The organism is Spiractinospora alimapuensis, from assembly GCF_018437505.1.
Classification (GTDB): Bacteria; Actinomycetota; Actinomycetes; order Streptosporangiales; family Streptosporangiaceae; genus Spiractinospora; species Spiractinospora alimapuensis.
The window spans coordinates 4,279,840-4,293,322 of sequence record NZ_CP072467.1; the positions used below are offsets into that span (position 1 = coordinate 4,279,840).

Genomic DNA, 13,483 nt, shown 5'->3' on the forward strand with positions numbered 1-13,483 from the left:
TCCCCCGCGCCGTTAGACTCGCTCCGGCAATGTGAGCGGCCTTGAAGAGGAGAGTAGTGCGTTGAGCCAGGTGGATATCGGACTCGGCAAGCTCGGACGGCGGGCCTACCGCCTCGATGAGATCGGCATCGTCCCGGCCCGACGCACCCGCGACCCCGAGGAGGTGTCGATCACCTGGCAGATCGACGCCTACCGCTTCGACACCCCCATGGTGACCAGCCCGATGGACAGCGTGGTCTCCCCGGCCACCGCGGTCGCCATCGGTGAACTGGGTGGCCTGGGTGTCCTCGACCTCGAGGGCCTGTGGACCCGGTACCAGGACCCGGAGCCGCTGCTGGCGGAGATCGCCGAGCTGGACGACGAGGCCGCGACCCGTCGCTTGCAGGAGATCTACGCCGCCCCCATCCGTGAGGAGCTGATCGGCCAGCGGATCGAGGAGATCCGTTCCGCCGGGGTGGTGACCGCCGCGCGGCTCTCGCCCCAGCGGACCGCCGAGTTCCACAAGGCCGTCATCGAGGCCGGTGTCGACCTGTTCGTCATTCGTGGCACCACGGTGTCGGCCGAGCACGTCTCCGGCCGGGCCGAACCGTTGAACCTCAAGGCGTTCATCTACGACCTCGACGTCCCCGTCATCGTGGGCGGCTGCGCCACCTACACCGCGGCGCTGCACCTGATGCGGACCGGCGCCGCGGGCGTGCTGGTGGGCTTCGGCGGGGGCGCGGGCCACACCACGGACCGGGTGCTCGGCGTCGCCGTGCCGATGGCCAGCGCGATCGGGGACGTCGCCGCCGCGCGGCGCGACTACCTGGACGAGTCGGGTGGCCGCTACGTTCACGTCATCGCCGACGGCGGTATGGGCAACAGCGGCGACATCGCCAAGGCGTTGTCGTGTGGTGCGGACGCCGTGATGGTGGGCTCGCCGATCGCCCGCTCGGCGGAGTCGCCGGGCCGTGGATACCACTGGGGCAGTGAGGCGCACCACGACGAGCTGCCGCGTGGCCAGCGCGTGCACGTGGGAACGGTCGGTTCGCTGCGGCAGGTCATGAACGGGCCCGCCTCCACCAGCGACGGCACCATGAACCTGATGGGTGCGCTGCGGCGCACCATGGCGACCGCCGGCTACAGCGACCTCAAGGAATTCCAGCGCGTGGAGGTCGTGGTCGGCCCTTAACCGGCGGCCGCGAACTCGCGCGAATCATCCCCGATCCACCCACCGGAACCGCCTGCCTGGGGTTCCGGTGGTGCCATAACCCAAACGTTCTCCACTGCGTCCACTGACAGGGGCGTGGCCCTCGTCGTGCCCTGGGAGCTTGGAGTACTTTGGTTCTGTTCGTCTCCCCCCGACCCTGAGGCTGAGCCGTGGTGACGAAGCGCGCTGATGTGACCCCCGAGTCCGACACCCCCACCGCCGCTCCCGTGTCCTGGAAGACCGCGGTGGGCGCCGTCGCCGTCACCGTCGCGGTGGCCGGCGGAGTCGTCGCTCTCGTCGCCGGCACGATGGACTCGGCGGTCACACCCCCCACGCCGCCCGGCGCGCTGGAGGCCGCCGGATCGGTCTCCACGATGCCGGACGAGGACCAGTCCAGCGCGGCGGTCGCCGAACCCACGGCCGACGACGAGCCCACCGAAGATAGCGAACCCGAGCCCGAGGAGACCGACGAGGAACCCGAGGTCGAGGACGAGGGGGACGACGCCGAACCGCCGCCGATGGAGGCGGACCCCGTGTGGCTGGACGACGTGGCCGACCGGACCGACATCCCGCGCCGCGCGCTGGAGGGCTACGCCAACGCCCAGCTTCTGCTCGCCGAGGAGAACCCGAGCTGCCAGGTCTCCTGGCCCACCCTCGCCGGGATCGGCTGGGTGGAGTCCCGGCACGGGACGTACGCGGGCGGGGAGATCGGGCCGGACGGAAACACCACGGTCGACGTCATCGGCGTCCCGCTGAACGGCGGCCCCGGGGTCGCGCGGATCCCCGACTCCAACGACGGGGAGATGGACGGCGACACCGAGTGGGACCGCGCGGTCGGCCCGATGCAATTTATCCCCACGACCTGGGAACAATGGGGAACATCAGCCGACGCAAAGGGCCAACCCGATCCGCACAACATCGATGACGCAGCGTTCAGTGCCGCACGGTACCTGTGTGCTCAGGGACGCGACCTCACCGACGATGACGACTGGTGGGAAGCGATCATCTCCTACAACCGTTCCGAGTCCTACGCGAGGGACGTGCTCGACACAGCGAACGAGTACGTGACCGCAGCGGAGGACTGACCGGCGGTTCTGGTTAGCCTGGTGCGGACCGCTACAGCGGCCACGACGAATGACGGCCGGGAAAGTTGGGAAGCCGTGGCAAACTACTTGGGACCCGAACAGCGATCCGCCGCGCTTGGCGCGATGTCCGAGCAGGAACTGGATGTCCTGGTCGTAGGCGGAGGAATTGTTGGAGCGGGGGTCGCCCTTGACGCTGTGTCACGCGGTCTCTCCGTCGGACTGATCGAGGCACGGGACTTCGCGTCCGGTACCTCCAGCAGGTCCAGCAAGCTGATCCACGGTGGTCTGCGCTACCTCGAGCAGCGCGACATCGAGCTCGTGCGCGAGGCGTTGAGCGAACGCGCGTTGCTCGTCCAGCGCCTGGCGCCTCACCTCGTACGGCCGATCCCCTTCCTGTACCCGCTGGAGCATCACGTGTGGGAGCGGGCCTACGTGGGGACGGGCGTCACGCTGTACGACACACTCAGCCTGACCACCGGTACCTCGCGCGGACTGCCCGCGCACCGTCACCTCACCCGCAGCGGCGCGTTGCGGATCTTCCCCGCGTTGAAGCGGGACGCGCTGGTCGGCGCGGTGCAGTACTGGGACGCGCAGGTCGACGACGCGCGTTACGTGGTGACCGTGCTGCGCACGGCCGCGAACTACGGCGCCCACATCGCCTCACGGGCCAAGGCCGTGGGCTTCCTCCGCGAGGGGGAGCACGTCACCGGCGCGCTGGTGCGCGACCTGGAGAACGACCGCGAGATCCCGATCCGCGCGAAGCAGGTCGTGAACGCGACCGGTGTGTGGACCGACGAGATCCAGGAGATGGTCGGTGGCCGTGGCCAGATCCACGTCCGTGCCTCCAAGGGGATCCACCTGGTGGTGCCGCGCGACCGGATCCAGTCCGCGAGCGGGCTCATCCTGCGCACCGAGAAGAGCGTGCTTTTCGTCATCCCGTGGGGCCGGCACTGGATCATCGGCACCACCGACACCGAGTGGGACCTGGACAAGGCCCACCCCGCGGCCAGCCGCGCCGACATCGACTACCTGCTGGACTGGGTGAACAGCGTGCTGCGGGTTCCGCTGACGCGCGACGACGTGGAGGGGGTGTACGCGGGCCTGCGTCCGCTGCTCTCGGGCGAGTCCGACGAGACCTCCAAACTGTCGCGCGAGCACACGGTGGCACACCCCGTGCCGGGGCTCGTGCTGATCGCGGGCGGAAAGTACACGACCTACCGCGTCATGGCGAAGGACGCGGTGGACGCGGTCGCCCACGGCCTGGGCGGCGGCGTCCCGTCGTCGGTCACCGACCGGGTCCCGCTGGTCGGCGCGGAGGGCTACGCCGCCCTGTGGAACCGACGTCACGCCATCGCGCGCGAGTCCGGCCTGCACGTGTCGCGGATCCAGCACCTGCTGCGACGCTACGGGTCGCTGATCGACGAAGTCCTCGAGCTGGTCCGCGAGCAGCCCGACCTCGGTGTGCCCTTGGACGGTTCCGACGACTACCTGCGGGCGGAGGTCGTCTACGCCGTCCAGGCTGAGGGCGCCCGGCACCTGGAGGACGTCCTCTCGCGGCGCACCCACGTCTCCATCGAGACCTGGGACCGCGGCCTCGCGTGCGCCCGCGAGGCCGCCGAGCTGATGGCGCCCGCCCTGGGCTGGACGAAGGAACGCGTCGACCGCGAGGTGGAGTACTACACCAAGCGCATCGAGGCCGAACGCGCCGCCCAGGAACAGGAGTCGGACCAGGAAGCCGACGCCGTGCAACACGGCGCGCCCGACATCGTCCCCGAGTCGGTCGGCTCCGCCTGACCCCGGTAGGCCGCGCGTGGTCCCCGTCGGTTGGGGCCGCGCGCGGCGGCATTTTTGGTGGTGTGGTGGGGTCGGCTCCGCGTGGCTCTCTTCTCATGGCGGCTTCGGTTGCTCCGCGCCTTGGGTTGATGGCCGGGTGTCGTGCTGAGGGGCTCGCCGGTCCCCTCGCACCCATGTCCACGGCACCGAGTGGTCGGTTGAGGCCGCGCCGCGCCCTGTGGACGGCCCTGAGCGGATCGGGTTCGCGAAAAGTACGCTGTGCTGAAGGGGGACCCCACGCCGCGAGGGGACTTCTTCGCTCATCAGTGTCCCTGGGGCGACCGGTCACCGGCCGCCGGGAGTGCGCGTGCCCGCGTCGGTCCGGGGATTCGTGGCGCGCCCCGGTAGGCTGATGGCGTGAAGATACTGCTCACTGGCGGGGCCGGCTACATCGGCACGCACACCGCGGTCCAGTTCGTCGCGGCCGGGCATTCGGTCGTGCTGCTGGACAGCCTCGTCAACAGCAGGCCCGAGGTGGTGGCCCGGGTCGAGCGGATCGTCGGGCACTCGCTCGCCTACTACACGGGTGACTGCGCGGACCCCAAACTCCTCGACCAGATCTTCACCGACCACGACATCGACGTCGTGGTGCACTTCGCCGGGCTGAAGGCCGTCGGTGAGTCGGTGGAACAGCCCCTGCGCTACTACCGCAACAACCTCGACTGTGCCCTCACCCTGTGCGAGGTGATGGAGGCGCGCGGCGTGCGGCGGTTGGTGTTCTCCTCGTCCGCCAGTGTGTACGGAACCCCGGAGCAGGTCCCGATCCCAGAGACGGCCTCCCTGCACGCGGCCAACCCCTACGGCGCGACCAAGCTGTTCGTCGAACGGATCCTCGCCGACCTCGCCGTGGCGAACCCCGCGTGGCACATCGTCGCGCTGCGCTACTTCAACCCCATCGGTGCCCACCCCAGCGGACTGATCGGGGAGGACCCCCAGGGCATCCCCAACAACCTGTTCCCCTACATCGCGCAGGTCGCCGCCGGACGGCGGGACAAGCTGCGGGTCTTCGGCGACGACTACCCGACGCCGGACGGCACCGGAGTGCGGGACTACCTGCACGTCATGGACCTGGCCGATGGGCACGTCGCCGCCGTGGAGCACATCGCGGACCAGGCGGGTTGGCGCGGCTACAACCTCGGGACCGGGCAGGGCGTGTCCGTGCTGGAGTCGGTGCGCACCTTCGAGCAGGCCACCGGAAGCCACGTGCCCTACGAGGTGGTACCGCGGCGCCCCGGTGACATCGCCGAGTGCTACGCCGACCCCACACGTGCCCGTGAGGAACTCGGCTGGGTGGCGCGGCGCACCATCGCCGAGGCCTGCGCGGACGCGTGGCGCTGGCAGCGGGAGAACCCGAACGGTTACGCCGCCGACTAGGCACGCGAAGCCGCACGGGGCAGCAGTCGCCGCCACGGTGGGCGGGGGAGGGGCCGAGGCGGAGCGCGAACCGGCGATCATGGCACGGTGCCCTCGCTAGACTGGGGACGTCCTCGATTTCACCTGCGGAAAGGTCGTCCGTGTCCGACGCCGGCACCCCACCACCCGAGCCCGACACCGCTGCATCCGGTACGGCCATCGCCGAAACGTCCGCGTTCGACACGGTTCTGGTCGTGGACTTCGGAGCGCAGTACGCACAACTCATCGCGCGGCGGGTGCGGGAGTGCAACGTCCACTCCGAGATCGTCCCCAGCACGATGCCCGTGACGGAGATGCTCGCCAAGAACCCCAAGGCGATCATCCTCTCCGGCGGCCCGGCCTCGGTGTACTCCGAGGGAGCCCCGCAGGCTCCCGCCGGGCTCTTCGAGACCGGCGTGCCCACGCTGGGCATCTGCTACGGGTTCCAGTGCATGGTGCAGGACCTCGGCGGGTCGGTCGAGCACACCGGACAGTCGGAGTTCGGGCGCACCGAGCTCGCGATCAGTGACCTCGGCGTCCTGTTCGCGGACCAGCCCTCCACACAGACGGTGTGGATGTCGCACGGGGACTCCGCCACCGACGCCCCCGCCGGCTTCACGGTCACCGCGAGCACCGAGCGCACCCCCGTCGCCGCGATGGAGGACACCGCCCGGGGCCTCTACGGTGTCCAGTTCCACCCCGAGGTGCTGCACTCAGAGCACGGCCGCGCGGTGCTGCGCCGGTTCCTGCTGGAAGCGGCCGGCGTTCGCCCCACGTGGACCATGGTCAACATCGTCGACGACCAGGTCGCGCGGATCCGCGCCCAGGTGGGGGACCGCCGCGCCATCTGTGCCCTGTCGGGCGGTGTGGACTCCGCGGTCGCCGCCGCCCTGGTGCAGCGGGCGATCGGGGACCAACTCACGTGTGTGTTCGTCGACCACGGCCTGCTGCGCAAGGGCGAGGTCGAGCAGGTGGAGAAGGACTTCGTCGCCGCCACCGGCGCCGCGCTGAAGGTGTTGGACGCCAAGGAGCAGTTCCTCTCGGCCCTCGCCGGGGTGTCCGACCCGGAACAGAAGCGCAAGATCATCGGCCGGGAGTTCATCCGCTCCTTCGAGAGCGTGGCCCGCGAGGTCGTGGCCGAGTCCAGCGAACCCGGCGCGGAGGTGGAGTTCCTCGTCCAGGGAACCCTCTACCCCGACGTGGTGGAGTCCGGCGGGGGCACCGGCACCGCGAACATCAAGTCCCACCACAACGTGGGTGGCCTCCCCGACGACCTCAAGTTCTCCCTCGTGGAGCCGCTGCGTGACCTCTTCAAGGACGAGGTGCGCCACGTCGGCGAGGAACTCGGCCTTCCCCCGGAGATGGTGTGGCGCCAGCCCTTCCCCGGCCCGGGCCTGGGCATCCGCATCGTCGGCGAGGTGACGGGCGAACGCCTGGAGATCCTCCGCGAAGCGGACGCGATCGCCCGCGAGGAACTCACCCGCGCCGGCCTGGACCACGAGATCTGGCAGTGCCCCGTCGTCCTCCTCGCCGACGTCCGCTCCGTCGGAGTCCAGGGCGACGAACGCAGCTACGGCCACCCCGTCGTGCTGCGCCCCGTCAGCAGCGAGGACGCCATGACAGCCGACTGGTCCCGCCTGCCCTACGACCTCCTGGCGACCATCTCCAACCGCATCACCAACGAGGTCCGCGAGATCAACCGCGTCACCCTCGACGTCACCAGCAAGCCCCCCGGCACCATCGAGTGGGAGTAGACACCGCGACCAGGTGAATCCCTGCACCACCAGCTGAGTCGCGCGGCTTAACCGCGCCCCCGTCGGGGCGATGGCTGGTGACGGGCTTCGACGTAGCAGCCAGTGGGCCACACGTGGCGCGGCCCACTGGCTCGTGGCAGCGTTGGTTGCGCTGCTCCCTTCTACCTGGTCTAGGTCGGGGTATAGCAATACTGCTCCGAAAGGTCGCGCTCCGCGCGGCTCACCCCTGTGGCAACTTCGGCCGATCACTGTGCCCCCTTCCCGGCCTGGTGCGGGGGAGCCTCGAACTCCTGGAAAAGGCTTCCTTCAGGGGCAATACTCGGTATGGTCTGGCCTTGCGGTTCTGTGTTGTCATGGAACCGAACCGCTGTCTGGATGCCTCATGCGTGGTGGGGGTGTCGGACGTGAATCGATGCGAATTCTGACTTGGGTCGTGGTCATGAAACCCAACAGCCGGCTCCGTCTGGCGCGGGAAGCGTGTCCTTCGCCGGCTGATCCCAGTGAGCCCATGAGCCGAGCTGAGTTGGCCGAAGCCGTTAGCGAGTATCTGTGGCGCACCACGGGGACGCACTCCGCGTTGGACGCCCACGCCATCGCTCGCTACGAACGTGGCAGAGTGACCTGGCCCAGTGCCCGGTATCGGGCCGGTCTGCGCGCCGTGCTCGGAGTCCCCACAGATGCTGGTCTGGGCTTTCACGCGGTGCGGCGCCGGCGCGGCCCGACATCGAAGGCCGAGACCTTCTCCCCGAACGGTGCTGTCCGAGCCGAGGGCTCCGGAATGGACTCGGAAGACCTCCTGGTCCTCGACGCGGTTGAGACCTCTGTTCCACGGTGGGTGGGAGCGGTCGAAGTGGAGTACGTGCGGGCAACTACCCGCGCAGTCGCGATGTCGGAGAACGCATTCGGCGGTGGGCTTTCCTACGGGGCGGGGCTCTCGCAGCTTCGTTGGTCAAAACAGCTGCTGGGTGCGAGGGCCAGCGACACCGTTCGTCGGGAGTTGTTTGAGTCCGTGGGCAACCTCGGTGGGGTCGTGGCGTACTCCGCCTTCGACGCCGGGATGTTCGAAGTGGCCGACCGAAGCTTCCGGTTCGCTCTTAGGTGCGCTGAGCGTGCCGACTCCTGGGAGCTACGGGCGAACATCCTTGCCGAGATGTCCCGCAAGGCGACCTACCTGAACGACCTGGACGGGGCTCTCACCCTGGTTGAGCACGCCCAGGTGCGGGAGGATCGGCTGTCGCGATCAACGCGGGCGATGCTGTGGACGTTGCGTGCCCGCACGCTCGCGTTGCGAGGGACCTTCCACGCGGTTGAGGACAATATCGTGCGCGCGGACGAGTGCTTCGCCCTGCGCGACCCGAAGTACGCTCCACCGTGGCTCTGCTACTACGACGAAGCCGAGCACTATGGAAGCACCGGTAAAGCCCTGATTCCCCTGGCAGTGGACTCTCGTCGACCTGAAGTCGCCGCTTCTCGACTACGTCGTGCTGTCACTATGCACGACTCGCGCTACCGCCGTTCCCGTGTCTTCTCCAGCATTCGTCTCGCGTCGCTCCTGTTGGCTGTCGGAGATCCAGCGGAGGCGGTGAGTGTTGGGCACCAGGCTCTCCCTGACGCCAAGAGGCTGCGCTCCGCCAGGATCGCGACTGAACTGGCCGGACTGGCACGCGTCGCCGGAACACATGACCAGCGCGAGGACATCGCCGAGCTCCGTCACGAGGCGTCGGCGGCGGCTTCAGCGGCGACCTGAGAGTATCGCCGTGTGGCCTCTTCTGTGAACGACGCGCGCAGGATTCTCGACCGCGCCGCGCAGGCGGTCGGGATTGACCCAACTGGTGCGAAGGTGATCCGCGACGGCGCCAACGTCCTCTACGAGTTGCCGGGCCGGATCGTCGCCCGTGTCGGGCGCCCCGGGGAAGGTGATGTGGCGGAGCGGGAGGTGTCTGTCTCTCGATGGTTGGAGGACCGAGGGATTTCCGTGGTCCACGCCCTCCACGGGGTGGATCAAGCCGTCGTCGTCGACCGGCGGCCGGTCACCTGGTGGCGACTGCTGCCACGCCACCGTGCGGCTAGCCCAGCCGAGCTCGGTTCTGTCCTGCGAAAGCTCCATGACCTCGCAGTTCCAGACATCGGGCTCACGAGGTTCGACCCATTTCACGGGATCGACGCAGCGGAGCTTGAGTCCATGATTCTCGCCCCCGGGGACCACGCCTGGTTGGTGCGGCGCGTCGACGAACTTCGCCAGGGTTATCAGGCGGTGGTGGAGACGCAATCGCGGGTGATCCACGGAGACGCGTGGCAGGGCAACGTCGCGGTCGCCGACGACGGGGAGATGTTCATCCTGGACCTGGAGAGTGTCGCTCTGGGGCCGCCAGACATCGACCTCGTCCCCCTCGCGGTGGACTACACCGACTTCGCCCGCCTTGCCCGGGATGACTACGCCTCGTTCGTCGCCGCGTATGGCGGGTACGACGTCACGGAGTCACCCGGATATCGCGTTCTGGCTGACATCCAGGAACTGCGATGGCTGTGGTTCCTCCTCGGCAAGAGCGGCACCAGTCCCGGCGCCCACGCTGAGGCCCAGTATCGCCTCCGGTGCTTGCGCGGCGAGGTACCGCGTCCATGGACTTGGAGCGCGTTCTAGTCCACAGGGCACGTTCACACCCTGCCTTTCGATGCCCCAAAGTATGCCCTCCCCGTCATGCCGACAGCGTGGAATCGTGATGGCCGAAGGTCACCGGAGGCCGAGCGTCCCACGGGTGTGATCGTGCGCAGCCTCCGTTGACCCCTCTGTCGGCAGGACAGGTCGGGAGGAATCCACCCCATGAAACACGACTACAGCATCACCGGGCACGTCAACGGCCGTCACATCCAGGGGCGCGGTACCGGAGCGATCGACCCATCGACGGGCGTGAGTGAAATGGACGTGACATTTGAGCGCATCGCCGATGGGTGGGATCCCCGTTCAATAGTGCTGATGTGCTGTGACCGTGCGTTGATCATGGCCGCGCGGGAAGAGTTGGGTGCAGTCGGCATGTTCCGAGCCTCCGGAGGCGAGCTCACGATCGGTGGGCACCTGCCCGGTAACGGTCGCGAAGGAGTGATGCGCACAGGTCGCGGTGAACTTATGGCACATGTCAATGCCACGTCGCGAACCGATCTACGCGGTGACGCTCCCTTTGACCACTCTCGAGTCGAAGGCGGATTCTCGCATCTGAAGCAAGGCCTCAATGGCATAAAACGAATCCCGCCCTTTGACGGTGTGATGTTCCAGGCCGGTCCGAACCTCGTCGTTGTCACCACGCGCTTCGTAGCCGAGCTGGAAGACGGCTCCACCATCTTCGGTTCCACCAACTACCCGCACTATCTCCCAGATCAGGTGATCGAGATCCCCGGCCACCAGCAGTTGCGGGTCGAGTCCGTCGAGCAGCGACTCGACGGTTCACACCTGTACTCCAAGGTGACCACGTCCGTTATGCCCCTCATCGCCCAGCCGCAGGAGCCGGTCTCCCAGCTGACTGAACCACTGATGGCGAGGGCCTGAAGGCCGCCTGTGCTGAGCGTCGAAAACCAGGCACTACCTTGGCCGCTGGTCGGTAGGATCCCCGCACTATCCGCCGTCATTTCGAAGACGTTCTCTGAGTCGGTGAGGCACGATGACACGCCGCTACATCACGACCGCCATTCCCTACGTCAACTCCACGCCGCACCTGGGGTTCGCGATGGAGATGGTGCAGACGGACGTGATGGCGAGGCACTGGCGGCACCGGGGGCACGAGGTTCGGTTCCTGAGCGGCACGGATGACAACTCGTTGAAGAACGCGATCGCTGCCGAGGCCGAGGGCGTACCCACAGCGCAGCTGGTGGAGCGCAACGCCGCTGCCTTCTACGGCCTGCGGGAACCGCTCCAGCTCAGCTTCGACGACTTCATTCGTACGAGCTCCGACCCCCGCCACGCACGCGGCGTCGACCGGCTGTGGCGGGCCACGGAGAGCGCGGGAGACCTTTACCGCAAGCATTACGAGGGGTTGTACTGCGTCGGCTGCGAGCAGTTCTACACCGAGGCAGAACTCCTCGACGGACTGTGCCCCGAGCACCTCACCGCTCCACAGGAGGTGAGCGAGGAGAACTGGTTCTTCAAGCTGTCGCGGTACGAGCGGCAGCTCCTTGACGTCATCGAGACCGGGCGACTGCGCATCGAACCCGAGAGTCGCCGCAACGAGGTCCTCAGCTTCATCAGAAGCGGACTTCAGGACTTCTCGATCTCGCGGTCCATCGAACGGGCGCGGGGCTGGGGGATCACTGTTCCTGATGACCCCAAGCAGGTCATCTACGTATGGTGGGACGCTCTGGGCAACTACATCACGTCCCTGGACTACGGCACCGACGGTGAGACGTACCACCGTTGGTGGACCGACTCCGACGAACGGACGCACGTCATCGGCAAGGGCATCCTGCGCTTCCACGCGGTCTACTGGCCGGCGATGCTGCTCAGCGCCGGCCAACCCCTTCCCACGACCATCTTCGTCCACGACTACCTGACAGTTGATGGCCGCAAGCTCGGCAAGAGCCTCGGCAACGCCATCGATCCGGTCAAGATCGTGGACGCATACGGCCCCGACGCGCTGCGCTGGTGGCTCGTCCGTGACGTCGCGCGGGTCGGCGACGCCGACTTCACCCTCGAACGCCTCCTGGCCCGCTATCACGAGGACCTCGCCAACGGGCTCGGCAATCTCGTCAACCGCACCGTGAGCATGATCCATAGGTACCGCGACGGCCACGTTCCCCCACTGCCCGACGAACCACCGGTCCTGCCTCTGACACAGGCCATCGACACCGCGCCCGAAGCGGTTGACGCGGCCATGGAACGGTTCGACTTCCGCACCGCCACGGCAGCCGTCTGGAAAATCGTGGAAGAGGCGAACCGCTACGTGGTCGAGGTCTCGCCCTGGAACCTCGCCAAGGCCGAGAAGGAGGGCGACGCCGAGGCCGGCGCGGCCCTCAACGACACACTGGCGCTGCTCACCCATGCCGTCCGTGTCGTCGCTGACGAGCTGAGCCCCTTCCTGCCGTCCGCTTCTGAGCGAGTCTCCGCCCAGCTCCTGCCGACGGAGGGCCGACTCCCCACGCCGCAGCCGCTCTTCCCCCGCATGGAGCCCGTCTCTCCTGAGTAGGAGGTCGTCCCGAGCCACCTGCGCCGCCGGCACCGAGAACGATCGCGGTCGCGCTCCGCGCGGCTCACTGCCTTGTGGCAACTCCGGTTGCTCGCCGTGCCCCCTTCGCGGCCTGGTGCGGGGCGGGGCCACGGCTACCCGGTCACGACCGCCACCACCCGGCTTCCGGCGGGGATCCGGCCGTCGGCGGCGAGGGTGAACAGCCCCGCCATCGTTTTCGCGGTGTACACGAAGTCCAGTCGGAGACCGTGGCGGGTGTGGAAGTCCTGGATGAAGGCCTCGAGTTCGGCGGGCCGCTTGGCGTAGCCGCCGAAGTGGAAGTCGGGTTCTAGGTGCCAGTTGTCGGTCTCCAGGCCCGCTTCGGATTGGAGGCGGCGGACCTCTGTCGCCAGGTGTTCGCCTCCCTTGAGGACGGGGAAACCCAGCGCCCGGACGTCCGGCGGGAGACCGGCGGCGATTCCGGCGAGGGTGGCGCCGGTACCCACCGGGCAGCAGACCACATCAACGGGTTCGGTGATCTCACGGGCGACGTCCGCGCAGCCGTGGACGGCGGCGGCGTTGCTGCCGCCTTCGGGGATCAGGAAGAAGTCGCCGTGTTCCTCGCGCAGCCGCGCCACCACGTCGGGCTGGTGTTTGCGACGGTAGGTGGTGCGGTCCATGTAGGCGAGCCGCATCCCGTGGGCGACGGCGGAGGAGAGGGACGGATTGAGGGGGTGGTGCTCCTCGCCGCGGATGACGCCGATGGTGCCGAAGTCGAAGTGGTGTCCGGCGGCGGCCACTGCGCGGACGTGGTTGGAGTAGGCGCCGCCGAAGGTCAGCAGGGTGTCCTGCCCTGCGGCGCGGGCCGCCGTGAGGTTGGGGTGCAGCTTGCGCCATTTGTTTCCCGGGATCTCCGGGTTGATCAGGTCCTCGCGTTTGAGAAGGAGCCGCACCCCGCGTCGGGTCAGGCGCTCGTCGACGACTTCGTGCAGGGGTGAGGGAACCCGAACCGGGAACTCCGCACCGGTGGCGGTCCGCATGGCACAAGGGTAGGACGCGCCCCACCGGACCGGTGGGGGC

General features: G+C 68.2%; 10 protein-coding genes. 9 read left to right on the forward strand and 1 reads right to left on the reverse strand.

Annotation, left to right across the window (positions count from 1 at the left end):
* Positions 1-70 precede the first annotated feature (70 nt).
* The 9 genes from J4H86_RS20030 (at position 71) to J4H86_RS20070 (ending at position 12,424) form a co-directional block, all read left to right on the forward strand.
* The gene (locus tag J4H86_RS20030) at positions 71-1,171 is read left to right on the forward strand and encodes a GuaB3 family IMP dehydrogenase-related protein (RefSeq protein ID WP_236544105.1); all 1,101 of its coding nucleotides are present in this window, start codon (positions 71-73) and stop codon (positions 1,169-1,171) included.
* 191 nt (positions 1,172-1,362) lie between these two features.
* The gene (locus J4H86_RS20035; protein ID WP_236539436.1) at positions 1,363-2,274 is read left to right on the forward strand and encodes a lytic transglycosylase domain-containing protein; all 912 of its coding nucleotides are present in this window, start codon (positions 1,363-1,365) and stop codon (positions 2,272-2,274) included.
* Positions 2,275-2,397: 123 nt separating this feature from the next.
* Positions 2,398-4,068 carry a glycerol-3-phosphate dehydrogenase/oxidase gene (locus J4H86_RS20040; RefSeq protein ID WP_236544106.1) on the forward strand — a complete coding sequence of 557 codons (1,671 nt, stop codon included), beginning with the start codon at positions 2,398-2,400 and terminating at the stop codon, positions 4,066-4,068.
* Positions 4,069-4,464: 396 nt separating this feature from the next.
* The gene (gene galE / locus J4H86_RS20045) at positions 4,465-5,481 is read left to right on the forward strand and encodes a UDP-glucose 4-epimerase GalE (RefSeq protein WP_236539437.1); all 1,017 of its coding nucleotides are present in this window, start codon (positions 4,465-4,467) and stop codon (positions 5,479-5,481) included.
* Between the two features lie 197 nt (positions 5,482-5,678).
* Positions 5,679-7,253, forward strand: coding sequence for a glutamine-hydrolyzing GMP synthase (gene guaA / locus J4H86_RS20050; RefSeq protein WP_236544107.1), 1,575 nt, complete (start codon positions 5,679-5,681; stop codon positions 7,251-7,253).
* A gap of 508 nt (positions 7,254-7,761) precedes the next feature.
* Positions 7,762-9,000, forward strand: coding sequence for a hypothetical protein (locus J4H86_RS20055; RefSeq protein WP_236539439.1), 1,239 nt, complete (start codon positions 7,762-7,764; stop codon positions 8,998-9,000).
* 12 nt (positions 9,001-9,012) lie between these two features.
* Positions 9,013-9,894 (forward strand): phosphotransferase family protein, encoded by an 882-nt coding sequence (locus tag J4H86_RS20060; protein WP_236539440.1) that lies wholly within the window; start codon positions 9,013-9,015, stop codon positions 9,892-9,894.
* A gap of 180 nt (positions 9,895-10,074) precedes the next feature.
* The gene (locus J4H86_RS20065; RefSeq protein ID WP_236539442.1) at positions 10,075-10,794 is read left to right on the forward strand and encodes a hypothetical protein; all 720 of its coding nucleotides are present in this window, start codon (positions 10,075-10,077) and stop codon (positions 10,792-10,794) included.
* A gap of 112 nt (positions 10,795-10,906) precedes the next feature.
* Positions 10,907-12,424, forward strand: a complete 1,518-nt coding sequence (locus J4H86_RS20070) for a methionine--tRNA ligase (RefSeq protein ID WP_236539444.1) — start codon at positions 10,907-10,909, stop codon at positions 12,422-12,424.
* Positions 12,425-12,558: 134 nt separating this feature from the next.
* On the opposite strand, the gene J4H86_RS20075 is transcribed toward J4H86_RS20070, so the two are convergent.
* Positions 12,559-13,443 (reverse strand): 1-aminocyclopropane-1-carboxylate deaminase/D-cysteine desulfhydrase, encoded by an 885-nt coding sequence (locus J4H86_RS20075; RefSeq protein ID WP_236539446.1) that lies wholly within the window; start codon positions 13,441-13,443, stop codon positions 12,559-12,561.
* Positions 13,444-13,483 lie beyond the last annotated feature (40 nt).

Excerpts from the sequence above, each read along its gene's own strand:
- J4H86_RS20065 (WP_236539442.1), top strand. The coding sequence starts at position 10,075 with ATGAAACACGACTACAGCATCACCGGGCACGTCAACGGCCGTCACATC.
- J4H86_RS20040 (WP_236544106.1), top strand. The coding sequence starts at position 2,398 with ATGTCCGAGCAGGAACTGGATGTCCTGGTCGTAGGCGGAGGAATTGTT.
- J4H86_RS20075 (WP_236539446.1), bottom strand. The coding sequence starts at position 13,443 with ATGCGGACCGCCACCGGTGCGGAGTTCCCGGTTCGGGTTCCCTCACCC.
- J4H86_RS20055 (WP_236539439.1), top strand. The coding sequence starts at position 7,762 with ATGAGCCGAGCTGAGTTGGCCGAAGCCGTTAGCGAGTATCTGTGGCGC.
- J4H86_RS20070 (WP_236539444.1), top strand. The coding sequence starts at position 10,907 with ATGACACGCCGCTACATCACGACCGCCATTCCCTACGTCAACTCCACG.